At 59.5% G+C, this 22580-nt stretch carries 24 protein-coding genes; 7 read left to right on the top strand and 17 right to left on the bottom strand.

From position 1 onward, the window contains the following. Positions 1-19 precede the first annotated feature (19 nt). From E4O98_RS02025 to coxB, 3 genes are all read right to left on the bottom strand, one after another. Positions 20-571: a cytochrome c oxidase assembly protein gene (locus E4O98_RS02025; protein ID WP_078822713.1), complete on the bottom strand. Its 552-nt coding sequence runs from the start codon at positions 569-571 to the stop codon at positions 20-22. A 63-nt stretch (positions 572-634) separates the two neighbouring features. Continuing rightward, the gene (ctaD, locus tag E4O98_RS02020; protein WP_005783425.1) at positions 635-2218 is read right to left on the bottom strand and encodes a cytochrome c oxidase subunit I; all 1584 of its coding nucleotides are present in this window, start codon (positions 2216-2218) and stop codon (positions 635-637) included. A 58-nt stretch (positions 2219-2276) separates the two neighbouring features. Continuing rightward, positions 2277-3404 carry a cytochrome c oxidase subunit II gene (gene coxB, locus E4O98_RS02015; RefSeq protein WP_005783424.1) on the bottom strand — a complete coding sequence of 376 codons (1128 nt, stop codon included), beginning with the start codon at positions 3402-3404 and terminating at the stop codon, positions 2277-2279. Between the two features lie 369 nt (positions 3405-3773). On the opposite strand from coxB, the gene E4O98_RS02010 reads away from it, so the two are divergent. After that, positions 3774-4421: a hypothetical protein gene (locus tag E4O98_RS02010; protein WP_032878569.1), complete on the top strand. Its 648-nt coding sequence runs from the start codon at positions 3774-3776 to the stop codon at positions 4419-4421. A 131-nt stretch (positions 4422-4552) separates the two neighbouring features. Here the strand turns inward: E4O98_RS02010 and E4O98_RS02005 are convergent, their stop codons facing one another. From E4O98_RS02005 to E4O98_RS01980, 6 genes are all read right to left on the bottom strand, one after another. Beyond that, positions 4553-6100: a SulP family inorganic anion transporter gene (locus E4O98_RS02005; RefSeq protein WP_248134022.1), complete on the bottom strand. Its 1548-nt coding sequence runs from the start codon at positions 6098-6100 to the stop codon at positions 4553-4555. 85 nt (positions 6101-6185) lie between these two features. Beyond that, the gene (locus E4O98_RS02000; RefSeq protein ID WP_005783421.1) at positions 6186-6914 is read right to left on the bottom strand and encodes a carbonic anhydrase; all 729 of its coding nucleotides are present in this window, start codon (positions 6912-6914) and stop codon (positions 6186-6188) included. 228 nt (positions 6915-7142) lie between these two features. Further along, complete coding sequence (locus E4O98_RS01995) at positions 7143-8201, bottom strand: PA0069 family radical SAM protein (RefSeq protein ID WP_032878571.1); 1059 nt, start codon at positions 8199-8201, stop codon at positions 7143-7145. A gap of 81 nt (positions 8202-8282) precedes the next feature. Beyond that, positions 8283-9581 carry a cytochrome c gene (locus E4O98_RS01990; RefSeq protein ID WP_032878572.1) on the bottom strand — a complete coding sequence of 433 codons (1299 nt, stop codon included), beginning with the start codon at positions 9579-9581 and terminating at the stop codon, positions 8283-8285. Positions 9582-9593: 12 nt separating this feature from the next. Further along, entirely contained in the window at positions 9594-11378 is a 1785-nt protein-coding gene (locus E4O98_RS01985) for a GMC family oxidoreductase (protein ID WP_248134020.1), read from the bottom strand. Positions 11379-11380: 2 nt separating this feature from the next. Then, on the bottom strand, positions 11381-12133 hold the full coding sequence (locus E4O98_RS01980) for a gluconate 2-dehydrogenase subunit 3 family protein (RefSeq protein ID WP_248134018.1): 753 nt from the start codon (positions 12131-12133) through the stop codon (positions 11381-11383). A gap of 275 nt (positions 12134-12408) precedes the next feature. On the opposite strand from E4O98_RS01980, the gene E4O98_RS01975 reads away from it, so the two are divergent. After that, positions 12409-13065 (top strand): dual specificity protein phosphatase family protein, encoded by a 657-nt coding sequence (locus tag E4O98_RS01975; RefSeq protein ID WP_032878574.1) that lies wholly within the window; start codon positions 12409-12411, stop codon positions 13063-13065. 106 nt (positions 13066-13171) lie between these two features. Here E4O98_RS01975 and E4O98_RS01970 read toward each other — a convergent pair whose 3' ends face one another. After that, complete coding sequence (locus tag E4O98_RS01970) at positions 13172-13447, bottom strand: YheV family putative zinc ribbon protein (RefSeq protein WP_032878575.1); 276 nt, start codon at positions 13445-13447, stop codon at positions 13172-13174. Next, positions 13444-15543 carry an oligopeptidase A gene (gene prlC, locus E4O98_RS01965; protein WP_248134016.1) on the bottom strand — a complete coding sequence of 700 codons (2100 nt, stop codon included), beginning with the start codon at positions 15541-15543 and terminating at the stop codon, positions 13444-13446. The genes E4O98_RS01970 and prlC overlap by 4 nt, the downstream gene beginning before the upstream one ends. Before the next feature lie 54 nt (positions 15544-15597). On the opposite strand from prlC, the gene E4O98_RS01960 reads away from it, so the two are divergent. Further along, complete coding sequence (locus E4O98_RS01960) at positions 15598-16140, top strand: gamma carbonic anhydrase family protein (protein WP_248134014.1); 543 nt, start codon at positions 15598-15600, stop codon at positions 16138-16140. Then, positions 16137-16796: an HAD family hydrolase gene (locus E4O98_RS01955; protein WP_078822711.1), complete on the top strand. Its 660-nt coding sequence runs from the start codon at positions 16137-16139 to the stop codon at positions 16794-16796. Before E4O98_RS01960 ends, E4O98_RS01955 begins: the two co-directional genes overlap by 4 nt. A 95-nt stretch (positions 16797-16891) precedes the next feature. On the opposite strand, the gene E4O98_RS01950 is transcribed toward E4O98_RS01955, so the two are convergent. Then, positions 16892-17935, bottom strand: a complete 1044-nt coding sequence (locus E4O98_RS01950; RefSeq protein ID WP_032878578.1) for an aminopeptidase — start codon at positions 17933-17935, stop codon at positions 16892-16894. A gap of 110 nt (positions 17936-18045) precedes the next feature. Between E4O98_RS01950 and E4O98_RS01945 the strand changes: the two genes are divergently transcribed. Beyond that, on the top strand, positions 18046-18468 hold the full coding sequence (locus E4O98_RS01945; RefSeq protein ID WP_005783410.1) for a hypothetical protein: 423 nt from the start codon (positions 18046-18048) through the stop codon (positions 18466-18468). Between the two features lies 1 nt (position 18469). Here E4O98_RS01945 and E4O98_RS01940 read toward each other — a convergent pair whose 3' ends face one another. Next, the gene (locus E4O98_RS01940; protein ID WP_005783409.1) at positions 18470-18709 is read right to left on the bottom strand and encodes a DUF1161 domain-containing protein; all 240 of its coding nucleotides are present in this window, start codon (positions 18707-18709) and stop codon (positions 18470-18472) included. 211 nt (positions 18710-18920) lie between these two features. Next, positions 18921-19352: an OsmC family protein gene (locus tag E4O98_RS01935; protein WP_003187311.1), complete on the bottom strand. Its 432-nt coding sequence runs from the start codon at positions 19350-19352 to the stop codon at positions 18921-18923. 220 nt (positions 19353-19572) lie between these two features. On the opposite strand from E4O98_RS01935, the gene E4O98_RS01930 reads away from it, so the two are divergent. Then, positions 19573-20574, top strand: a complete 1002-nt coding sequence (locus tag E4O98_RS01930; protein ID WP_032878580.1) for an LLM class flavin-dependent oxidoreductase — start codon at positions 19573-19575, stop codon at positions 20572-20574. A gap of 57 nt (positions 20575-20631) precedes the next feature. Here the strand turns inward: E4O98_RS01930 and E4O98_RS01925 are convergent, their stop codons facing one another. Both E4O98_RS01925 and E4O98_RS01920 read right to left on the bottom strand, forming a co-directional pair. Beyond that, positions 20632-20853, bottom strand: coding sequence for a DUF1161 domain-containing protein (locus E4O98_RS01925; protein WP_032878581.1), 222 nt, complete (start codon positions 20851-20853; stop codon positions 20632-20634). A 116-nt stretch (positions 20854-20969) separates the two neighbouring features. Further along, positions 20970-21185 carry a dodecin gene (locus E4O98_RS01920; protein ID WP_005783406.1) on the bottom strand — a complete coding sequence of 72 codons (216 nt, stop codon included), beginning with the start codon at positions 21183-21185 and terminating at the stop codon, positions 20970-20972. 157 nt (positions 21186-21342) lie between these two features. Here E4O98_RS01920 and E4O98_RS01915 point away from each other — a divergent pair, with 157 nt between their 5' ends. Further along, positions 21343-21669, top strand: coding sequence for a DUF883 family protein (locus tag E4O98_RS01915; RefSeq protein WP_003187304.1), 327 nt, complete (start codon positions 21343-21345; stop codon positions 21667-21669). A gap of 8 nt (positions 21670-21677) precedes the next feature. Here E4O98_RS01915 and E4O98_RS01910 read toward each other — a convergent pair whose 3' ends face one another. Then, on the bottom strand, positions 21678-22574 hold the full coding sequence (locus E4O98_RS01910; protein WP_078822706.1) for a LysR family transcriptional regulator: 897 nt from the start codon (positions 22572-22574) through the stop codon (positions 21678-21680). Positions 22575-22580: the final 6 nt, after the last annotated feature.

Raw genomic sequence — 22580 nt, 5'->3', positions numbered from 1 at the left:
TTGAGGGGGCAAACAGTAGCTAGCCCCCGGTCCTCGCGGCCACGGGCGGTTGGCGCGCAGTGATATCGAACAGCGTGTACGCCAGGGTCAAATGCTTCACATCCTTGGGCATCGCGCGGTCGACGATAAAACGCACCGGCATCTCGATGCGCTCACCCGGCTGAAGCACTTGCTGGGTGAAGCAAAAGCATTCGGTCTTGTGGAAATACATGGCCGCTTCGGCCGGGGAAATACTCGGGATCGCCTGGGCGGTCATCGGCTTATTGGTGGGGTTGTAGGCCACGAACAGCATCTCGTTGACCGCCCCCGGGTTGACCACAATCTCATCGGCCTTGGAATGAAATTCCCAGACCATGTCGATGGCGTTGGTGGACAGAAACTGCACCCGAACCTGACGTGAGGGGTCGACCATTTGCTCGCCCTCGTACTGCCCGGCGGTCTTGCCGTTGATGCCGAAGGCCTTGCACATCACGTCGTAGATCGGCACCAGCGCGAAGCCGAAGGCGAACATCGCCAGTACCAGGATCAGCAGGCGGGTGACCAAGCGTTTGATCGGCACGGAGTCAGACATGACACCCACCCAAGGCTGGTGCGCCCCTCCCACATGGACCGCGTTCGCAACACACAGAGGTATTCATTTGACCTCCGGCGGGGTGGTGAAGGTGTGATACGGCGCAGGCGAGGGCACGCTCCATTCCAGGCCCTCGGCGCCATCCCAGGGCTTGGCCGGTGCCGGCGTACCCCCACGGATGCACTTGATGACAATGAACAGGAAGAAGATCTGTGTGGCGCCGAACATAAAGGCACCAATGGACGAAACCATGTTGAAGTCGGCGAATTGCAGGTTGTAGTCCGGCACCCGCCGCGGCATACCCGCCAGCCCTACAAAGTGCATGGGGAAGAACGCCATGTTCATGCCCACGAAAGACAGCCAGAAATGCAACTTGCCCAGGGTTTCGTCGTACATGTGGCCGGTCCATTTCGGCAGCCAGTAGTAGGCCGAGGCGAAGATCCCGAAGATCGCGCCGGGCACCAGTACGTAATGGAAATGCGCCACCACAAAGTAGGTGTCGTGGTACTGGAAGTCCGCTGGGGCAATCGCCAGCATCAGCCCGGAGAAGCCGCCAATGGTGAACAGGATCACGAAGGCCACCGCAAACAGCATCGGCGTCTCGAACGTCAGCGAGCCCTGCCACATGGTGCTGACCCAGTTGAATACCTTCACCCCCGTGGGCACGGCGATCAGCAGGGTGGCGTACATGAAGAACAACTCACCCACCAGCGGAATGCCCACCACGAACATGTGGTGCGCCCAGACGATGAACGACAGGAACGCGATGCTCGCCGTGGCGTAGACCATCGAGGTGTAGCCAAACAGCGGCTTGCGCGAGAAGGTCGGGATGATCGAGCTGACGGCGCCAAAGGCCGGCAGAATCATGATGTACACCTCGGGATGGCCAAAGAACCAGAACACATGCTGGAACAGCACCGGATCACCGCCACCGGCCGCGCTGAAGAAGCTGGTACCGAAGTGGATATCCATCAGCATCATGGTCACGCAGCCCGCCAGCACCGGCATCACCGCGATCAGCAGGAACGCAGTAATCAGCCAGGTCCACACGAACAAGGGCATCTTCATCAAGGTCATGCCGGGGGCGCGCAGATTGAGGATGGTGGCGACCACGTTGATCGCGCCCATGATCGAACTGATGCCCATCAGGTGGATGGCAAAGATAAAGAACGTCACGCTTTCCGGCGCATAGGTGGTGGAAAGCGGCGCATAGAAAGTCCAACCGAAGTTCGGCCCGCCACCGGGGCTGAACAAGGTGGAGACCAGCAGCAGGAACGCCGCCGGCAGCAGCCAGAAGCTGAAATTGTTCATGCGCGGCAGGGCCATGTCCGGCGCGCCGATCATCAGCGGGATCATCCAGTTGGCCAGCCCGACGAAGGCCGGCATCACCGCGCCGAACACCATGATCAGGCCGTGCATGGTGGTCATCTGGTTGAAGAACGCCGGCTGCACGATCTGCAGGCCTGGCTGAAACAGCTCGGCGCGGATCACCATGGCAAACGAGCCACCGAGCAGGAACATGGTGAAGGCAAACCACAGGTACATCGTGCCGATGTCTTTGTGGTTGGTGGTCAGCACCCAGCGCATCAAGCCTTTGGCGGGGCCGTGGGCATGGTCGGCATGACCGTGGTCGATCACAGTGCTCATGGCCGTTCTCCTGCAAGCGAGTGAGCGGGGCGATTCAGGGTATTGGCGTTGAAAGTAGTCATTTGCTTTCGGCCTGTTTCAAAGCCAGCACGTCTTTGGGCGTGACCATGTCGCCTTTGTTATTGCCCCAGGCGTTACGCTCGTAAGTCACCACGGCGGCGATATCCACTTCCGAGAGTTGTTTGCCGAAGGCTGCCATCGCGGTGCCGGGCTTACCGTGGAAGACGATGCCCAGGTGATCGGCGGCGGGGCCGGTGGCGATTTTCGAGCCCTTGAGCGCCGGGAACATCGGCGGCAAACCTTGGCCCTCAGCCTGGTGACAGGCAACGCAGGTGGTGTGATAGACCTTGTCGCCACGGGCCACCAGTTCGTCCAGCGTCCACTCTTTGGAGGTCAGCTCCTTGAGCTTGGCCGCTTCTTCCTTGCGCTCGCCGAGCCAGGTGTCGTAGTCGGCCCGGGACTTGACCTCGACCACGATGGGCATGAAGCCGTGGTCTTTGCCGCAAAGTTCGGCGCACTGGCCGCGGTAGATGCCGGGTTTCTCGACACGGGTCCAAGCCTCGTTGACGAAGCCCGGGATGGCATCGCGCTTGACCGCAAAGGCCGGCACCCACCAGGAGTGGATCACGTCGGCGGCGGTCACCAGAAAGCGCACCTTGGCACCCACCGGCAGCACCAGCGGCTGGTCGACCTCCAACAGGTAATGTTCGCCCTTGGTGGCCTGGTTATGAATCTGCTCGGCGGGCGTGGCCAGGTTGCTGAAGAACTCCACATCCTGGCCCAGGTATTTGTAGTGCCACTTCCACTGGTAGCCGGTGACCTGGATATCGATATCCGACTCACTGCTGTCGTAGATGTTGATCAGGGTCTTGGTCGCCGGAATCGCCATGGCCACCAGGATCAGCAGGGGCACGACCGTCCAGAGAATTTCCACCGTGGTGCTCTCGTGAAACTTGGCCGCGACCTGGCCCGTGGATCGCCGGTGCAAAATCATCGACCAGAACATCGCGCCAAACACGACGATGCCGATCACCACACAGATCCAGAAAATGGTCATGTGCAGGTCAAACACGGCGTGACTGACTTCAGTAGCCCCTGGCGCCATATTCGTTGTCCAGGCGGCGTGCGCCTGGCCGAATACCGACCACAACAGGAGGCCCATCCATACGTGTGGATGTCGCGTCATTGCGGGTTCCCCTTTATGTTTCTTGTTATCCCGCCGGTTTGCACCTGCGGCCAAGGGAGCGGCTTCCATACTGCTTACAACCGCCAAGCCTTGCCTGCGCCATGCAGTTGGGCGTCATCAGCTAATTGCGTACAAAATCGAGTATAGACAGCCCTAGCAACCCCGCAATGTGTGGGGGCAAATGAATAGAAACAGACAGACGGACCCCGTAAAATGGGCGGCGGAATCGTTTATCCGACGAACGATGGCATTTCGATATAACGCCTGCGTATAACCATGAAATAATTATGACAAATGCGTCTTAGGCGCTCGTATAAACGAACTATCTTATCCTCTCCCTTTTCCTACGCCTGTTTCACTGGAGCCTTCATGAACACCGCCGCATTGCGCGAGCAGATTTCCCGTGCCCATCAACACGAAGCCAGCACCGGCCAACTTGCCACTCAGTTGGGACAACAATTGCCGCACCTGCACTCGGCCATTTCCCTGGCTGACGGTGATCGCAACATCGTTATGACGCGCTTTGTCACCGCTTACATCGACCTGGTTCCCGATTTGCTGGACGCTGCCAATGACGTGGCCCGCGAGGCCGGAATTGAAAGCCAGATCAAGCCGGTGCTGAAAATCGCCGAACACTTCTTCCTGCAACCCCCCGCGATCCTGGCCGGCCACGAAGGTCTGGACGGCCTGCTGGACGAAGCTTACCTGGCCCATCGCTTGGTGGAGGAGGTCAACGATCTGTATATCAAGCATTTCGGCCAGCCGTTGATTCCGGCGGATACCACCGTGGCCAACGTGATTGCCCATCAATTGATCGGCGAAACATTCGCCAACCAATTGGATGAAGCCGTACACCACGCAGTGGATGAAATGCTCAACGAAGACAGTTTTGCGCTGGAGTCGGTCGAGGCGTACCGCGAGACCCTGAAGAGCCCGAGCACCGAAGCGGCATGGAAGCGCTGGCCGTGCCTGTCGCGCCAGCTTGGGGTTGAGCTGACGCTGGATCAGCCTGCATAAAACTGCCATTTTACGGCGATCAAATGTGGGAGGGGGCTTGCTCCCGATTGGGGTGTATCAGCCAAAGAGATTTTGACTGGTCCACCGCTATCGGGAGCAAGCCCCCTCCCACATTTTTTGATCGGGTTTCGTCAGGTAACGGACGGCGCCGAACCTATTCCCACCGTCGTACGTACCCGACCTTCCAACCGGCGCTTCAAGCCACGCGCCTCGATCACCAGCGTCGAGCCCTTGGCCGCATTGGCCCGCCCCCACTCCTCCAGCAATTCCAGACAAGAGTGGTCGATGTAACTCAAGTTACTCAGCGGCACATGCAACGTGGTCCCCGCAGGCACCGCCGACAGCACCTGAGTCAGCGCCGGCACTTTCAGAAAGGTCGCCGCACCCGTCAAGCGCAGCTCCATCTCCCCCTCTTGAGGCAGGTCGATCAAGCTGACTTTCAGCCGCGAAGCCTTGAAGGCCAGTTTGAGCAGCGTAAGTCCGAAGCCCACCAGCACACCGGTCAGCAAGTCGGTGAAGATGATCGCCAGTGCCGTGGCCGCATAGGTGAACATCGGCATCCGCCCGTAACGTCCCAGCGCCTTGAACGCCTTGACGTCCACCAGCTTGATCCCGGTGTACACCAGCACACCCGCCAGGCTCGCGACCGGAATGCTTTGCAGCACGCTCGACAGCAAGAGCACGAAGCCGAGCAACCACAGGCCATGGAACATCGCCGACAAGCGAGTGGTAGCCCCGGCCTGGACGTTGGCCGAGCTGCGCACGATCACGCCGGTCATCGGCAGGGCACCCACCAGGCCGCAGAGCATGTTGCCGACACCTTGGGCAGACAATTCCTTATCGAAATCGGAACGCTGGCCGCTGTGCATACGATCCACCGCTGCGGCAGACAGCAGGGTTTCGGCGCTGGCGATAAACGCTACGGCGAAAGCTGCGATCAACAGCTGTGGGTCAGCCAGGTTGAGCAGATCGCTGGGGCGCAGCCAGTCAATGGCATCCGCGAGATTTTCCGGGACCTCCACGCGCTTGACCTGCAGGGCCAGCACCAGGCTGGTGACGGTCGCCAGCCCCACCCCCAGCAGGGCGCCCGGCACAAAACGCAATTGCCGCGGGCGGAATTTGTCCCACAGGTACATGACCAACATGGTCGACAGACCGAGCAGGCCGGCCTGCCACCCGAGCCCGCCACCCAAGGTCGGAAGCGCTTCAGCCATCGCCGCCGGGAAGCCTGCCAGGTTATCCAGCCCGGATGGCTTGGGCGCCCCATCAAGCATCACATGGATCTGCGAAAGCACAATCAACACGCCGATCCCCGCCAACATGCCGTAGACAACCGCCGGCGCCGTGACACGAAACCAGCAACCCAGGCGCAAACGCCCGGCCACCAGTTGTAGGAAGCCGGCCAGCAGCAGGATCGGCCCCAGCATCATCATGCCGTGTTGGCGCACCAGTTCGAACACCAGTACCGCCAAACCCGCCGCCGGGCCGCTGACTTGCAGCGGCGACCCCGCCAACCAGCCCACCACCAGGCCACCGATGATCCCGGTGATCAGCCCCTTGGCCGGCGGCATACCGGATGCGATCGCAATGCCCATGCACAGCGGCAAGGCAACCAGAAAAACAACCACCGAGGCGAGCAGCTCTCGTGGCAAAACAGCTTTCAATTGAGCAGCACGCATGATGACTCTCCCGAGGCATTCGCCGGGCGCGGTAAAGCCTGGCTGCGTCCATGGCAGCCACCGCGTTACCCGGCAGGGAAGTGTTTTAGAAGCGCGCTTTAGGCGTCGCTGAAGGGATCGGCTCGGTGCCGTTCAGCGGTCGGAACGCCGCTTTGTCCGCATCGTAGGCCCGAATTTCGCTGGTCTCGATGTTGTAGATCCAGCCATGGATAAACAAATGACCATTGGCCATGCGCGAAGCCACGGAAGGGTGGGTGCGCAAATGTTGCAGTTGGGCGATAACGTTTTCTTCGGTCAGCACCGCCATGCTCTCGCCTTCGTTGGCGCAGTCGCAGTTGTCATGGACCATGGTCTTGGCGACCTCGGCGTGACGCAGCCATGCCTTGACCGTCGGCATCTTTTCCAGGCTGTCTGGGTTGAGTACCGCGCGCATCGCGCCGCAGTCGGAGTGCCCGCACACAATGATGTGCTGTACACCAAGGGCAAGCACCGCATACTCGATGGCCGTGGAGACACCACCGTTCATTTGGCCGTAGGGAGGCACCACGTTACCGACGTTACGGGTCACGAACAGGTCGCCCGGGGAGCTTTGGGTAATCAGCTCGGGCACGATGCGCGAGTCGGCGCAGGTAATGAACATTGCCCGCGGGCTCTGGGCCGTGGCAAGTTTCTTGAAGAGTTCTTCCTGCTGAGGGAAGACGTCGTGATGGAAATGCAAAAAACCGTCAACGATGTGTTGCAGCGCTGCATCGGCGGACTCCGCCACAGGGGCTGAAGCCGACGCAGCCAACGGCTGTTTATCCTTGTCACTCATGATTCATCCTCTTGATCAATGCAGGGGAGGGTTCAGGTCAGTTCGACGCCAGGGCAGTGAAATAGTTGTAAAACCACCGCAGAACAGGGCACCGACTCGTCAGTCACTCGCTGAACAAGGTAACCGCTGAAACTTAACTCAAACTGAATGAAACGCTCTAGATCGCGGGTTTCAGTGATGTCAAAAGGCGACTATTCCTACGGTAAATTCACCGCCATCTTCTTCAGTTTACAACAATGTCATCTGTCTGCCCGGTGGGCAGAATGCGGTGCAATCCAGGTTGAATCCTTCGCGTCGGTTCAGCCCCAAACGCTTGATCGCCTTGCTGAAGCGTTGAGCCAGCAAATCGGCAAAGGGCCCTTCACCCCGCATGCGCACACCGAAGCGACTGTCATACACCTCACCACCGCGTACCTGACGCACCAGGCTCATCACATGAGCCGCACGCTGCGGGTAGTGTGCCGCCAGCCACTCCTCGAACAGCGGCGCCACTTCCAACGGCAGGCGCAGCATCATGTACGCCGCGCTTTGCGCACCGGCCGCATGAGCCTCGGTCAGCAGGTTTTCCAGCTCACTGTCGTTGATCATCGGAATCATCGGCGAGCACAACACACCCACCGCAATACCCGCGTCGCGCATCACCCGAATGGCCCGCAACCGCGCCTTCGGCGCCGCCGTGCGTGGCTCTAGGATGCGCTTGAGCTCGTCATCCAGGCTGGTCAGGCTGATCATCACCGCCACCAGGCGCTGACGGGCCAACTCGGTGAGCAGGTCCAGATCACGCAGGATCAGCGAGCCCTTGGTGATGATCGTCACCGGGTGACGGTAGCGTAGCAGCACTTCAAGGGTTTGCCGCGTGATCCTGTATTCGCGTTCGATAGGCTGGTACGGATCGGTGTTAGAGCCCAGGTTGATCGGCGCGCACACATAGCCAGGCTTGGACAGCTGCTGCTCCAGCACATCGGCCGCATTGCTCTTGGCAATCAGCCGGGTCTCGAAGTCGAGCCCCGGGGACATGTCCCAATAGGCATGGCTGGGCCGTGCATAACAATAGATGCACCCATGCTCACAGCCGCGGTAAGGGTTGATCGAGCGATCGAACGGCAAGTCCGGCGAGTTGTTGCGGGTGATGATGGTCTTGGCCGTTTCGATACGCACTTCGGTGCCTTGAGTGGGCGGCACCTCCTGGTACCAGCCATCGTCCTCGGCCACGCTGACCGTAGGTGCAAACCGGTTGTGCAGGTTGGTGGCCGTGCCCCGACCCCGGGGCGGCAGCGCAGTAGTCATGAAAAAGCCTCGATACTGTTTTTATATACAGTATCGAGGCGCGGGGTTGCTGACCAGTGCCGTTGGGCGGCTAGAGTGTGATCAGTGCTTTTGCGTCACCTGCCCCAGATCATCGCCCGACGTGGTGCGCATATCGCTTTTGCGCAGGCCTGCCACATCGCTGGCGTTTACCGGCGCCCCTTGGTTGCCCCAGCTGCCACGGATAAAACTGACCACATCGGCCACTTCCTGGTCCGACAGGCGCCAGGCGAATGCCGGCATGGTGAAGGTGGACGGCGCGGTATGCGTCGCCGGCAAGGTGCCGCCGTTCAACACAATGTTGATCAACGACGTGGCGTCCGCCGTCTGCACGACCGGGTTACCCGCCAGCGCCGGGAACACCCGCGTATAGCCATGACCATCGGTGCGGTGGCAGGCCGCGCAGTTGTCGATATACACCGAGGCGCCCGGCTTGCTGTCATCACCTTTCCAAAGCGCCTCGGCCACCTGCTTGTCGTACTGGTGCGGCTGATCCTTGGGGTCCACCGCCGGCAGGCTCTTGAGGTAACGGGCGATAGCGGTCAAGTCATCTTCTGACATGTACTGCATGCTGTGGACGACAACATCGCTCATACCACCGAACACCGCACTGCGGTCACTGCGACCGGTCTTGAGAAACTGCACCAGTTGCTCTTCGCTCCAACTGCCGAGACCGTCCTTGTGGTCGCCGCGCAGGCTTTTCGCAATCCAGCCCTCCAACGGCGCGCTGCCGGACAGGAAGTCGTTGCCGTCAGTGGCGCTCAGGGCTTTTTCCTGCATGGTCAGGGCACGCGGCGTATGGCAGGCGCCGCAGTGTCCCAGGCCTTCCACCAAGTACGCGCCACGGCTGATCACCGGATCCGCTGCGGCTGGTGACGGTTGCGTCTCGACCGCCGGCGCAAACATCCAGCGCCACGCGGCCAGCGGCCAACGCATACTCAAAGGCCAGGGGATATCGCTGTCCTTGTTCTCTTGGGCGACCGGCTCGACGCCCTTCATGAAGTACGCATACAGCGCTTGCATATCGCTATCGCTGACACGCGCGTAGGACGGGTAGGGCATCGCCGGGTAAAGCGTACTGCCGTTCTTGGCGACGCCATGGCGCACGGCCTTGTCGAAGTCTTCGAAGCTGTAGTCGCCCAGGCCGGTCTTGTCTGGGGTGATGTTGGTGGAGTAGATCACGCCGATGGGTGTTTCCATCGGCAGGCCACCGGCGAAGGGTTTGCCGCCTTTGGCGGTGTGGCAAGCCACGCAGTCGCCGGCACGTGCCAGGTATTCACCCTGCTTGATCAAGTCAGATTCCGCAGCGCTCACCGAGCAGCTGCTGAAGAGCGCCAGGGAGGCGATAACGAGTGCTTTCATGGTCATCGCTCCTTATGCCTGAACCAGTGGGCCGGGTTTTTTCAGGTACTGCTCGCGGATTGCTCGAGCTGACCAATAGGTCAAAGCTGCCACCAGGCCGGTAGGGTTATAGCCCAAGCCCTGTGGGAAAGCGGACGCGCCCGGGACGAACACGTTGTGCACATCCCAACACTGCAGGTAGCGGTTCAACGCACTGGTTTTCGGGTCGGTGCCCATGATGGCGCCGCCGTTGAGGTGGGTGGTCTGGTAAGAGGCGGTATTGAAGTGATCACCGACTTTTTTACCCAACACGGCGATGGCCTTGGGGTTCATCGCCTGTGCGACCTTGCCCATTTTCTCGACCATGAAGCGGTTCATCTTGATGTCGTTTTCCTGCCAGTCGAACGTCATGCGCAGCAGCGGCAGGCCGTAGGCATCGCGGTAAACCGGATCCAGATCCAGATAGTTACTACGGTAGGATTGATGGGCACCGTGAGCATCCATCGACACCTGGTGGGTATAGTAATCGGCGGTGGCACGCTTCCAGGCGCTGCCCCAGGCCGGCGTGCCCGGCGGGTTGGAAGTACCGGCAATCGGCCGGCTGCCCGCCTGGTTTACCCACATCGGCGAGCCCCCCACGAAGCCGTGGGGGCCGTGGTCGAAGTTGTCGGCGTTGAAGTCGTCGATGGCCACGCCATTGCCGCCCGCGCCGATGAAGTTGTTGGTGTGGGTGTCCTTATCAAAGAACGCCTTGATGGTGCCCATGTTCTGGTAAGCGAAGTTGCGGCCTACCACGCCCTCATTGGTAATCGGGTCGTAGGGTTTGCCGATGCCCGACAGCAACATCAGGCGCACGTTATGGAACTGGAACGCGCCCAGAATCACCAGGTCTGCCGGCTGCTCGCATTCGCGGCCCTGGGCATCGATATAGGTCACGCCGGTGGCTTTTTTCTTGGTGCTGTCGAGGTTGACCTTGAGTACGTGGGAATTGGGCCGCAACTCGAAGTTGGGCACCTGGCGCAGGGCCGGCAGGATGTTCACGTTCGGCGACGCTTTGGAATACATGTAGCACACGTAGCCACTGCAAAAGCCGCAGAAATTGCACGGTCCCATCTGCGCGCCGTAGGGGTTGGTGTATGGCCCCGACGTATTGGCCGACGGCAGGTTGTAAGGCTTGTAACCCACCTCCGTCGCTGCTTTCTGAAACAGTTGTGCGGAGACCGTATTCTTCTGCGCCTCCAACGGGAACGGGTTGGAACGATCCGGCGCGTAAGGGTTGCCCCCACGGCCTTCGCCTACCAACTGACCTTTGACCGTCCAGGCCTGCCCGGAGGTACCGAAGACTTTTTCCGCATAGTCGAAAAACGGCTCCAGCTCTTCATAGCTGACGCCGAAATCCTGGATGGTCATGTCCTTGGGAATGAAGTTCTTCCCGTAGCGTTCCTCGTAATGGCTGCGCATACGCAACTCGATCGGATCGACACGAAAATGCACGCCCGACCAGTGCAGCCCCGCGCCGCCCACGCCGTTACCCGGCAGGAACGCACCGAGTTGACGGTTGGGCAGGGCCACATCATTCACACTATGGCGAATGGTTACTGTCTCTTTGGAAATGTCCTGGAACAGCTTCTTACGCACGCTGTAGGTCAATTCGTCGATGACCTGGGGATAGTTGCCGTCCGGATAAGTGTCCTGCATCGGGCCGCGCTCCAGCGCTACCACGTTGAGGCCTGCTTCCGTCAGCTCCTTGGCCATGATCGCGCCGGTCCAGCCAAAGCCTACAATCACCGCATCCACTTTCTTCATGATGGTCGCCACGTTTATGCCCTCTCGCCGCGAATGGAAACAGCCGGGAAGGGGTATTGCTCGTTGCGTTCCACCCAATCCATGAAGTCGGCGCGGGCGCCGGGGAAGCCGATCATGGTCCAGCCGACCATGCCTTTATTGCCGCCATGGATCGGGTCGCAGAAGAAACCTTCCTTGGTGTTTTGCAGCAACAGGTTAAAGAACATCTTTGGCGGCACGGCGTCGAAGTGCGCGGCAACTTCGCTGCCGCCGGCCTCCAGACGGCGTAGCATATCGTCTCGGGTAGCGCTGTCTTGCGCAGCAAAAGCCTTGCCGTTGAACGCTTTCGACCAAGCGTCCGTTGCGGCGATACCCAGGCGATAGATTTCCTTGGGTACCAATTTGCTCTGCCAGCCCATTTCCGGCGGCGCATCGGCGTTGAAGGGACCTTGCATGAACCACAGGGCGCCGCTGGCGTAAGGGGTGTTCATCTGGCGGTCGATATATTCCGGCGCGCCAGCTTCCAGTGCGCCAGGGCCTTGGGCATCAGCCGGAATCAAGCGCTCGACGGCGGCGTTGATGAACGCCCATTCCTCGGCCGTGAAATAGCTCGGCTCATAGGCTTTATCGCTCGTCGCAGGTTTGGCCGGCACCGCTTGGGCAGGCTCCGGCGTGGCCATCAGCATCGAACCACCCAGGCCGGTGCTGGCAACCGTGACCACCGGGATCAAGGTCAAGGATTTGCGTAGAAAGTCACGCCGGGGGTTGTCTTGATCTTGATCAGACATGGATACACCTCATCATGTGGTCACGGGTTTATCCGCCGCTTCTGGGAGCAGCGTGAAGGCTTGCCAAGCAATGGGATCCAAAAACATAGAACACATTGGCAAACAATAGTTACAAATGATAGCAGGCTAAGAATTGAGAAGAGTCGATTCAGCGAGAAAAACACCGGATCAGATCGGATGAATCACAATTCTTTGACGAAGACCTCACGCGACATTGACCGCCCCTAAGCGAATCTACGGCCCATCAGCCACTTCCTTATTCGGTCACACTGTCCATGTTCAACACACGATTACTGCCTATCCTCGGCTTGGCGGTCATGGCCCTGTTCAACACGCTTCAAGCCCAGGCCGATGACGCGATCTCGATCCGCTCGCCGGAATGGGCCCAACCAGTGGGTGACCAGTACAACCTGCATCAAATGACGCCCACGCTCTATCGCAGCGCATTGCCAGACGGTGATGCACTGCCCATTTTGGAAGAACTCAAGATCGCTACCGTCATCAACTTTTTGCCGGAATCTGATGCGCAGTGGCTTAAATCATCTGATATCAAACAGGTGCAGTTGAGCTATCGCACCAACCATGTCGACGATTCCGACGTGTTGGCGGCGATCAGAGCGATTCAGACAGCAGAGGCAGATGGCCCGGTGTTGATGCACTGCAAGCACGGCGCCGACCGGACTGGCCTGATGGCAGCGATGTATCGGGTGGTGGTTCAGGGATGGAGCAAGGAGGACGCGCTGAACGAGATGACCTTGGGCGGCTTCGGCAGCAGCAATGGCTTCAAGGACGGGGTTCGCTACATGATGAAAGCCGATGTCGACAAGTTGCGTACAGCTTTGGCGAATGGCGATTGCAGCACCAGCGCGTTCGCGTTGTGCTCAATGAAAGACTGGATCACCACAACGGGCCAGGAAGAGAAAAAATTGTAGGCGTGAGCTTACTTGCGAATAACTGAATGACACCGCGTTTACTTAGGGAAACCGCGTTATCGTTAACGTTTTTCGCGAGCAAGCTCGCTCCTACAGTGAGTCCGGTTTAGTCTTTTTTGAGCTTGGGATTGGGGAAGAACTGCACCGCCTGCACTTTTGGATCCGCCGGCGCTTTCAATGCCGATGTATTGACCCGCGTGCCCAACTCCTTGGGCACCGAAAGCCCCTGATCATTCAACGTATCGGTATACCCGCAGGCCACGCATTCGCGGTGCGGCACGCTGTCTTCGGTCCACATTTTCAACTTGTCCGGCTCACTGCACGCCGGGCAGACCGCCCCGGCGATAAATTGCTTTTTGGTAATCACAGGCGCTTCACTCATGCTGCCGCGTCCTCACTCAGGCCGCTGTGGCGCAAGAGTGCGTCAATCGACGGCGCCCGTCCGCGGAAGTCGACGAACAGCACCATCGGCGCCTGGGAACCGCCACGCGCCAGGATCGCTTCGCGAAACGCACGCCCGGTCTGGGCATTGAGCACACCGTCTTCTTCGAACTTGGAGAAGGCATCGGCCGAAAGCACTTCGGCCCATTTGTAGCTGTAGTAACCCGCCGCATAACCACCGGCGAAGATGTGCGCGAAGCTGTTGGGGAAGCGGTTGTAGGCCGGCGGACGCATCACCGAGACTTCATCACGTACACCTTCAAGCACCTGCGCCACGCTGCGGCCATCGCCATGAGTGGCGTGCAGCTCAAAGTCGAACAACGAGAACTCCAGCTGACGCACCATCATCAGGCCGGACTGGAAATTCTTCGCCGCGAGCATTTTTTCCAGCAGATCCTGGGGCAGGGGCTCGCCGGTTTCATAGTGGCCGGAGATCAGCGCCAGGCCCTCGGGCTCCCAGCACCAGTTCTCCATGAATTGGCTCGGCAATTCCACCGCATCCCACGCCACGCCGTTGATCCCGGATACACCGGCGTGCTCGACGCGAGTCAGCAGGTGATGCAGGCCGTGGCCGAATTCGTGGAACAGGGTGGTGACTTCATCGTGGGTCAGCAGCGCAGGCTTGCCGCTGTCGGCTGGCGTGAAGTTGCACACCAGGTTGGCGACCGGGCTTTGCAGCACGCCGTCGACCGTGCGACGACGATCGCGGGCACCGTCCATCCAGGCACCGCCACGCTTGTTGGCGCGGGCATACAGGTCGAAGAAGAAGCGCCCGACGTGCTCGCCATTTTCTTTGATTTCAAACAGGCGAACGTTCGGGTGCCAGGTGTCGAAGCCCTTCTGTTCGGCAATCTCGATGCCGTACAGGCGTTGCACAATGGCAAACAGGCCGCCCAGCACCTTGTCGATCGGGAAGTAAGCACGCAGGGCTTCCTGGGACACGCTGTAGCGCTGCTCACGCAATTTTTCGCCATAGAAACCGCTGTCCCAGCTTTGCAGGTCGGCGCAGCCTTGTTCGGCGGCGTAAGCCTTGAGCTGTTGCAGATCCTGTGTGGCGAACGGCTTGCTGCGTTTGGCCAGGTCCCGCAGGAAGCTCAGCACCTGGTCGCTGGAGTCGGCCATCTTGGTCGCCAGGCTCAGCTCGGCGAAGGACGCGTAACCCAACAATTGGGCCAGTTCCTGACGCAGGTCGAGAATCTGTTCCATCACCGGGCCGTTATCGTTCTGACCGGCATTCGGGCCCTGGTCCGACGCACGGGTGCAGTAGGCCGCGTAGACCTCTTCACGTAAGGCGCGGTCCTGGGCATAGGTCATCACGGCGTAATAGCTGGGGAATTCCAGGGTGATCAGCCAGCCGTCGAGGCCCTTGGCCTGGGCGGCGGCAGCCATTTGCGCCTTGGCCGAGTCGGTCAGGCCAGCGAGGGTGGCTTCATCGGTGACGTGCTTGGTCCAGGCCTGGGTAGCGTCCAGCAACTGGTTGGAGAATTTGCTGCCCAGCTCGGAAAGCTTGCTTTGCACTTCGGCGTAGCGCTTTTGCTGCTCCGGCGGCAGGTCGATACCCGACAGGCGGAAATCGCGCAGGGAGTGTTCCAGAATGGTTTTTTGCGCCACGTCGAAACCGGCGGCCTCGGGGCTGTTGGCCAAGGCGTCGAAAGCCTGGAACAGTTCACGGTTCTGGCCCATCTCGGTGGAGTAGGCACTCAAGGCGGGCAGGCAAGCCTCGTAGGCTTCACGCAACTCGGCGCTGTTGCACACTGCATTGAGGTGGCTGACCGGGCTCCAGGCAGCGCCAAGGCGGTCGTTCAGTTCATCCATGGCCAGGACCAGACCGGCCCATGTCGGATTTTTGCCCTGGCTTTGCAGGATGTCTGCGATAGCCACACGGTTGTCGGCGAGGATCTGTTCGATGGCCGGCTGGACGTGCTCGGCACGGATCGCCGAGAACGGCGGCAGGTCGTAGGACTGCAAAAGAGGGTTGTTCGCGCTCACGGTTGGCACCTTGGCTGAAGAAACATGTAAGAACAAAGATGGGGCCATCTTAATTACAATCAACACCCACCGCAGCTATCAGCAGAAGAGAGAGAGGCTATCGTGACCCTTCGCACCTATCAGAACCACACGCCAACCCTGGGCGCCGGGGCTTTTGTCGATATTTCGACGGTGGTGATCGGCGATGTCGAAATCGGCCCCGACAGCTCGGTTTGGCCGCTGACCGTGATTCGCGGCGACATGCACCGCATCCGCATCGGCGCACGCACCAGTGTGCAGGACGGCTGCGTGTTGCACATTACCCATGCAGGGCCGTTCAATCCTGATGGTTTCCCGCTGCTGATCGGCGACGACGTGACCATCGCCCACAAGGTCATGCTGCATGGTTGCACGGTGGGCAACCGCGTCTTGATTGGCATGAGCAGCATCGTGATGGACGGCGCCGTGGTCGAGGACGACGTGATCATCGGCGCCGGCAGCCTGGTGCCACCCGGCAAGAAACTCGACAGTGGTTTTTTGTATGTGGGCAGCCCGGTTAAACAGGTCCGCGCGCTGACTGACAAGGAGCGCGCCTTTTTCACCTACAGCGCTGCGAACTACGTGAAGCTCAAGGACCTGCACCTGGCAGAAGGATTCGATCAATGACCCTCAACCACCCAACGGTCCTCTTCGACCTGGACGGCACGCTCACCGATCCGCGTGAGGGCATCACCCGTTCGATCCAGTACGCCCTTGGCAAATTGGGCATCGACGAACCTGACCTGACCAAGCTTGAACATTTCATCGGCCCGCCTCTGCTGCAAGCGTTCATGCACTTCTACGGTTTCGACGAGGCCAAGGCCTGGGAAGCGGTGAATTTCTACCGCGAGCGCTTCAAGGTCACCGGGCTGTATGAAAACCGCGTGTTCGACGGCGTGATGCCATTGCTGGAGGAACTCAACAGCCAAGGGCGCCAACTGTACGTGGCCACCTCCAAGCCATGGGAATTTGCCCGCGAGATTGCGCGGCATTTCGACTTTGCCAAGCACTTCAAGGTGATTTACGGCAGCGAACTGGACGGCACGCGTACCAACAAGGTCGAGTTGATCGCCCACTTGATCCGTGAGGAAGGGCTGGACCCGGCCACAACCTTGATGATCGGTGATCGCAAGCATGACCTGATCGGCGCACGCAGCAATGGGTTGGATTCGGCGGCGGTAGGGTATGGGTTCGGCAGTTTTGAAGAGTTGAGTGCCGAAGCGCCGACCTGGCACTTCGAGACGTTGGACCAGATGCACCAGGCGTTTTTGCAGCGGCCTTGAGACCGCTTTCGCAGGCAAGCCAGCTCCCACAGTTGGCCGATTTTCAACATGAGAATGCGGTCAACTGTGGGAGCTGGCTTGCCTGCGATGAGGCCCTAACGGCCAACCTTCTCCAACTGCCTCAACGCCGCTTTACGCTGCTCCACCGGCAACCCACCCAACTTCTCCACCGCCGCATAAAACCTCACCCAATCCCCACCTTCCTGCGCAAACAACGCCGCAAACGCCGGTACCCACTGGTCATACAACCCAAACGGCAAAAGCCGAGCGTTATTCATCGGCTGGTTGATCCAGGCGTCATAACGCTTGTCACCACCCCATTGGCTATCACGCAGTTGCCGGTATTCGCTGCGCAACTGCTCGAATTGCGCCGCTTTGGCCCGGCGCATCGCGTCCGCTGCCAACGGCTGCGCATACAACGCCTCCAGGCGCTTGCGGGTATCGAGAATGAGTCGGATGAACTGATCACGCTGCTTCAACGCCGCATCGCTGACAGGCGCCAGGCCCCGTGCCGCCCGCCACTGACGGGTGCCTTCCTGCTCGACGAACGTGGCGAATGACTCGTTGAACTCGGTGTCATCCTTCACGTAGAAACGCTGGTGGGCCAGTTCGTGGAAGATCAGAGTCGCGAGGCGCTCATCACCCCAACTCATCATCGAACTCATGATCGGGTCGTTGAACCACCCCAGGGTGGAATAGGCTTCGACGCCACCGATCGACACGTCCATGCCTTGTTGCCGCAACAGCGCCGCCTCGCCACGCGCCGCGCCTTGGTTGTAGTAGCCGCGATAGGCAACGCAACCGGCGATGGGAAAGCAGTGGTTTTCAGGAGCCAGAGAAAATTCCTGCGTGGCGAAGACATTCCAGACCACATAGGGCCGGCCGATATCGGCGTATAACCGGTAGCTTTGATTATCAGGCAGATGCAAGTGCTCACTGGCAAAGGTGCGAGCTTTTTGCGATTGCACGAGATGCTCGCGCAATAGTTGAGGGCGAGTCTGGTCGGCGATAACTTCGGCAACCGGCTCCCGGGCCCGCAATAACTGCCACTGACCGCTCGCCAACTGACTGTAATAACTGACGCTGGAACAACCGCTGAGTAGCACAACCATCAACCCTGGAAGAAAACACCTGATCATGCACCGACTGCTCCTGGGTGATTTATTCGCCAGACTATCGCGCTTGAACGGGATTTTTCCATGGCGCGGCATGTTTATACTCAAGGCTCTTCTCGCGTTGAGTACCTGCCATGCGTCAGTTTCCATTGCCCGTTGCCGCCCTCCTGCTCAGCGCTTGCACTTCGGCCCCCATCCCGCCTGTCGACCCGCAACAGGCCTGGGTGGATTTCACCACGCCGACGCCGGGCTCCAAATTGGTCATGGCTCAGCGCCTGGACGGGAAAAACCTCAACGACGGGCGCTTCTTCCAAATGCCTCCCGGCCCTCACGAGCTGATGGTGCGCTTTGACTTTGAAGTGCCCGCCGGCGGCGGCTTGGGGGGCCTTAGCCAGATGATGTATCGCACCTGTTTCATGACCCTGCAGTACGACCATTTCCAGGCCGGCCAACGCTATGTGCTCGAAGGTCGCTCGCTCGCGTTCACGCCCAACATCCGGCTGTATGACTCAGCGCGCCAGTTGCTGGCCGAAGAACGCAGCGTCAACTGCATCTGAGTCAGTCATTGTTTTTCTGATAGATGATGCGCTTGGTACCGTTTTCGCACGAACCGACGATCATGGCGCTGTCATGGTTCTCGGCTTCTTCGGCAGTGATTATTTCCAGGGTGTAGGACGGAATCGCCTTGGCCTGGATCTTCACTTCGATTTCTTTCCTGAGCTCTTCACAATCTTTTGGCGCGGCCACGGCCGAAGTGGCCAATACACCGCAGATGATTGCCAAGGCAAAACGTTTCATGTGTGTAGCTCCCTGAATGCGCTGCGCACGAGTGTGCGCCTAGGCTGCATGGGCTATTCGACCACATTTTACAAACACGAGTTCTGATTTAACGCACAACTGAAAATGTGGGAGCGGGCTTGCTCGCGAATACGGAGTGTCAGTCCCCGAGATATCGGCTGATCCACCGCATTCGCGAGCAAGCCCGCTCCCACACAAGAGTACTGCTGTGTCAGTTGACCAGCGTGGCATCCAAGGTGATGGTTGCATTCAGCACTTTGGACACCGGGCACCCTTCCTTGGCCTTTTTGCTCAGTTCATCGAACTGCGCCTGGCTCGCGCCCGGGATCTTGGCTTTAAGGATCAGGTGCACGGCAGTGATCGCGAATCCGCCCTCGACCTGGTCCAGGGTCACTTCGGCCTGGGTATCAATGCTGTCAGCCTTGAGCCCGGCATCGCCGAGAATCATGGAAAACGCCATGGAGAAACAGCCGGCGTGAGCTGCGCCGATAAGCTCTTCAGGGTTGGTGCCCTTGCCGCCTTCGAAACGGGCCTTGAAGCCGTAGGGCGCTTCGCGCAGCACGCCGGTTTCAGTGGATATGGAACCCAGGCCTGTCTTCAGATCACCTTCCCAATGCGCGGATGCCTTTTTAACGATACTCATAGCTTTCTCCTCGAACGGTGGTTTTGCGTCAGTAAGGGTTCTGAGGATAGACCCGTGGGCAAAGTTCACCTTGTCGGAGAAACCTAGCAATACAGTAGGAAATTTCGGAGCCACCTATTGAATCTCGGGTATATGCCCTCATTGCATAGACTATGCACATGCAGCGGCAGGTTTTAGCTCGTTTAAAAAAGCCTGTACGCCCTATTGGAGAAGCAGGCTGATGAAATCGCTGTCCGACGTAAAGTTTTCGACCCTCGACCTGGTGCCCGTGCGTGCCAATGGCAGCCCGGCGCAATCGCTGCGCAATTCCCTGGACTTGGCCCAACACGTGGAAAAGTTCGGCTACAACCGCTTCTGGGTGGCTGAGCACCACAATATGGACGGCATCGCCAGTTCTGCCACTTCAGTATTGCTCGGCTATCTGGCTGGCGGCACCTCGACCATTCGTGTCGGTTCTGGCGGCGTCATGCTGCCTAACCACGCGCCCTTGGTGATTGCCGAACAGTTCGGCACTCTGGAAAGCCTCTACCCCGGCCGTATCGACCTGGGCCTGGGCCGCGCGCCCGGTTCTGACCAGATGACCGCTCGCGCCCTGCGCCGTGAACGTTCCGGCAGTGCCGATGACTTCCCCGAAGACGTAGCCGAACTCATGGCCTACCTGGGCCCGCGTACGCCCGACCAACGGGTGATCGCCGTACCGGGCACGGGCACCAATGTGCCAGTGTGGCTGTTGGGTTCGAGCCTGTTCAGCGCGCAATTGGCCGGTGAGCGTGGCTTGCCCTACGCCTTCGCCTCCCACTTCGCACCGCGCCTGATGCATGAGGCGATTCGTGTGTACCGCAATCACTTCAAGCCTTCGGCGGTACTGGACAAGCCCTACGTGATGCTCGGCATTCCACTGGTGGCAGCCGATACCGACGAACAGGCCGATTACCTGGCCACCTCGATGTACCAACGCATCCTCGCGCTGATGCGCGGCCAGAGCCTGGTGCAGCGCCCACCGGTAAAAACCATGGACGGCTTGTGGCTGCCCCATGAAAAAGACGCGGTGGGTAGCTTCCTTGGCCTGGCCATGGTGGGTAGCCCGGCGAAGATTCGCGCCAAGCTGGAGGTGTTGATCGAGCAGACCGGCGCCGATGAGCTGATTTTTACCAGTGACCTTTATGAGCACGCCGACCGGATTCATTCCTACGAGCTGCTGGCACAGGTGATGAAGGACTGAAATCCAAGCGAAAAAAACCGACGCACTTGCGTCGGTTTTTATGTCTGGAGCACGGAATCAACCGCGCTTGTAGACAATTTCCTTGGTGTCGCCGCCGCACGTCCCTACGACGTCACCACCCGCTGCGGCACCTTTATCTACGATTTCCAAAGAGTAATGCGGTACGCCCTTGGCATCGATTTTCGCTGCGATCTCGCTTTTCAGCTCCTCACAGTCCTTGGCTGCCATCGCCGTACCCGCAATGCTCAACAAACCCACCGCCAACAGAAACTTCTTCATCCGTTACTTTCCTTGCGCTGATCAAAAAGAGCGTGCCAACGCTCATCGCATCGGCACGCATTCGTTGTAGCGCAGGTTATGGCAATCGGCCAGCGGGCAAAGTTCAACTGAGCGGATTAACTACTCGCAATTCGGAACCCCACTTTCAGCGTGACCTGGAAGTGCGCGGCCTTGCCATCCTTGATGTGACCACGGGTTTCAGTCACCTCGAACCACTCCAGGTGCTTGATGCTTTTGTTGGCTTCAGCCAGAGCATTGTTGATTGCGTCTTCGATGCTGGTGGTGGAAGAGCCCACCAGTTCGACTTTCTTGTAGGTGTGATGATCACTCATGGCGTTTCTCCTATAGGTCGTCAATCAAGACTAGCAGCGAATGTGCTTACTGCTTCTGGCGACCGCTGGGAGGTGAAAGTTCAGAATTACTGCACTTTCTGAAACCGGCGCAGTCGGTATCTACACACGCCACTCAATCACTTCAGGAGATGTCCACATGGCCAACACTTCTTTACGCAAAGCGTCGCTGGAAAGCATGGAAGCCGAGATTTCGAGCCTGCTCAAATCTTTGGAGAGCCTCAAGGACGACGCGTCCGATGAGTCGCGCAAAACGCTGAAGGCCCTGAAAAGCAATGCCGAGAACGCCCTCAAGCACTCTCGCCACCTGATCAGCGACGCCTATGAAGAAAGCAAAGTCAAAATTCGTGAAACCAGTGCTGCCACCCGTGACTACGCACAAGAGCACCCATGGACGACCGCTGGCGTCGCCGTGGGCGCGCTGGGCCTGCTGGCGGCTTACCTGCTGTGCAAGCGCGGTGACTGATTGACCGGTTACACCGGTTGACGCAACAGCTCAGCCTTGAGCCATTGCGCCAACTGCCCGGCGCGCCCGTCTGCGGCGCGCTTGGGTAGCCACAAAGCCAGGTGCGCCGGGGTTTCGCTGAAGCCCCACGGCGCCACCAGGCGACCCGCTCGCAGGTCCTCTGCCACCAGTGGTTCTGGCGCAATCGCCACTCCCAATCCTGCTACTGCCGCTTCCAGCAAATAATACAAGTGCTCAAACCCCTGGCCGAGTTTCAACGCGCCGGGCTCGATGCCGTGTTGCCGCGCCCAGCTGGGCCAGGCTTGGGGTCGTGAGGTGGTGTGCAACAACGCTTCGCTTAGCAATGCCGTTGCTGGAGCCTGACGCAACTGTTCAAAACCTGCGAAACGAGGGCTCAACACCGGGCCGATTCGCTCGCTGGCCAGCTCATACACTTGCATATCGGCCGGCCACGGCGGCTCGGCGAATACCAGTAAGGCGTCCAGGCCAGGCCGCCGGGGGTCCAGATCGCCTTCGCCCGCCGACAGGTGCAGGCGCAAATCGGGCAAGTCGGCATTCAAGCGCCCCAGCCGGGGGATAAACCAGCGCGCCAGCAAGCTACCCGAACAGCCGAGCACAAAGGGTGCGTCGGCGCTGCTTTGGGTAAGTTCGGCGCACGCGTCCCGCAACCGCTCGAAAGCCTCCACGCTGGCATCCCGAAGCCGAACGCCTGCATCTGTGAGTTTAAGGCCACGTCCATCCTTGACGAACAGGCTCACACCCAAATGTTCTTCCAGGACTTTCAACTGCCGGCTGACCGCACCGTGGGTCACGTGCAGTTGCTCAGCGGCTTGGCTGACGCTACTGAAGCGGGCGGTGGCTTCAAAAGCACGCAAGGCATTGAGGGGTGGAAGGTCGCGGCTCATCTGTGA

Origin of the sequence: Pseudomonas sp. W2Jun17, from assembly GCF_023127795.1 — a bacterium.
Lineage (GTDB): Bacteria > Pseudomonadota > Gammaproteobacteria > Pseudomonadales > Pseudomonadaceae > Aquipseudomonas > Aquipseudomonas synxantha_A.
The sequence above is the reverse complement of the archived record's forward strand: the minus strand, read 5'-3'. Positions and strand labels throughout refer to the sequence as shown.

What these genes read in the sequence shown, in the direction of transcription:
- prlC (WP_248134016.1), bottom strand. Translation starts at nt 15,543, where the DNA reads ATGGCCCCATCTTTGTTCTTACATGTTTCTTCAGCCAAGGTGCCAACC.
- E4O98_RS01975 (WP_032878574.1), top strand. Translation starts at nt 12,409, where the DNA reads ATGTTCAACACACGATTACTGCCTATCCTCGGCTTGGCGGTCATGGCC.
- E4O98_RS02005 (WP_248134022.1), bottom strand. Translation starts at nt 6,100, where the DNA reads ATGCGTGCTGCTCAATTGAAAGCTGTTTTGCCACGAGAGCTGCTCGCC.
- E4O98_RS01925 (WP_032878581.1), bottom strand. Translation starts at nt 20,853, where the DNA reads ATGAAGAAGTTTCTGTTGGCGGTGGGTTTGTTGAGCATTGCGGGTACG.
- E4O98_RS01970 (WP_032878575.1), bottom strand. Translation starts at nt 13,447, where the DNA reads ATGAGTGAAGCGCCTGTGATTACCAAAAAGCAATTTATCGCCGGGGCG.
- ctaD (WP_005783425.1), bottom strand. Translation starts at nt 2,218, where the DNA reads ATGAGCACTGTGATCGACCACGGTCATGCCGACCATGCCCACGGCCCC.
- E4O98_RS01995 (WP_032878571.1), bottom strand. Translation starts at nt 8,201, where the DNA reads ATGACTACTGCGCTGCCGCCCCGGGGTCGGGGCACGGCCACCAACCTG.
- E4O98_RS01955 (WP_078822711.1), top strand. Translation starts at nt 16,137, where the DNA reads ATGACCCTCAACCACCCAACGGTCCTCTTCGACCTGGACGGCACGCTC.
- E4O98_RS01910 (WP_078822706.1), bottom strand. Translation starts at nt 22,574, where the DNA reads ATGAGCCGCGACCTTCCACCCCTCAATGCCTTGCGTGCTTTTGAAGCC.
- E4O98_RS01990 (WP_032878572.1), bottom strand. Translation starts at nt 9,581, where the DNA reads ATGAAAGCACTCGTTATCGCCTCCCTGGCGCTCTTCAGCAGCTGCTCG.
- E4O98_RS01950 (WP_032878578.1), bottom strand. Translation starts at nt 17,935, where the DNA reads ATGATCAGGTGTTTTCTTCCAGGGTTGATGGTTGTGCTACTCAGCGGT.
- E4O98_RS01945 (WP_005783410.1), top strand. Translation starts at nt 18,046, where the DNA reads ATGCGTCAGTTTCCATTGCCCGTTGCCGCCCTCCTGCTCAGCGCTTGC.
- E4O98_RS01940 (WP_005783409.1), bottom strand. Translation starts at nt 18,709, where the DNA reads ATGAAACGTTTTGCCTTGGCAATCATCTGCGGTGTATTGGCCACTTCG.
- E4O98_RS02010 (WP_032878569.1), top strand. Translation starts at nt 3,774, where the DNA reads ATGAACACCGCCGCATTGCGCGAGCAGATTTCCCGTGCCCATCAACAC.
- E4O98_RS02000 (WP_005783421.1), bottom strand. Translation starts at nt 6,914, where the DNA reads ATGAGTGACAAGGATAAACAGCCGTTGGCTGCGTCGGCTTCAGCCCCT.
- coxB (WP_005783424.1), bottom strand. Translation starts at nt 3,404, where the DNA reads ATGACGCGACATCCACACGTATGGATGGGCCTCCTGTTGTGGTCGGTA.
- E4O98_RS01920 (WP_005783406.1), bottom strand. Translation starts at nt 21,185, where the DNA reads ATGAGTGATCATCACACCTACAAGAAAGTCGAACTGGTGGGCTCTTCC.
- E4O98_RS01980 (WP_248134018.1), bottom strand. Translation starts at nt 12,133, where the DNA reads ATGTCTGATCAAGATCAAGACAACCCCCGGCGTGACTTTCTACGCAAA.
- E4O98_RS01930 (WP_032878580.1), top strand. Translation starts at nt 19,573, where the DNA reads ATGAAATCGCTGTCCGACGTAAAGTTTTCGACCCTCGACCTGGTGCCC.
- E4O98_RS02025 (WP_078822713.1), bottom strand. Translation starts at nt 571, where the DNA reads ATGTCTGACTCCGTGCCGATCAAACGCTTGGTCACCCGCCTGCTGATC.
- E4O98_RS01915 (WP_003187304.1), top strand. Translation starts at nt 21,343, where the DNA reads ATGGCCAACACTTCTTTACGCAAAGCGTCGCTGGAAAGCATGGAAGCC.
- E4O98_RS01935 (WP_003187311.1), bottom strand. Translation starts at nt 19,352, where the DNA reads ATGAGTATCGTTAAAAAGGCATCCGCGCATTGGGAAGGTGATCTGAAG.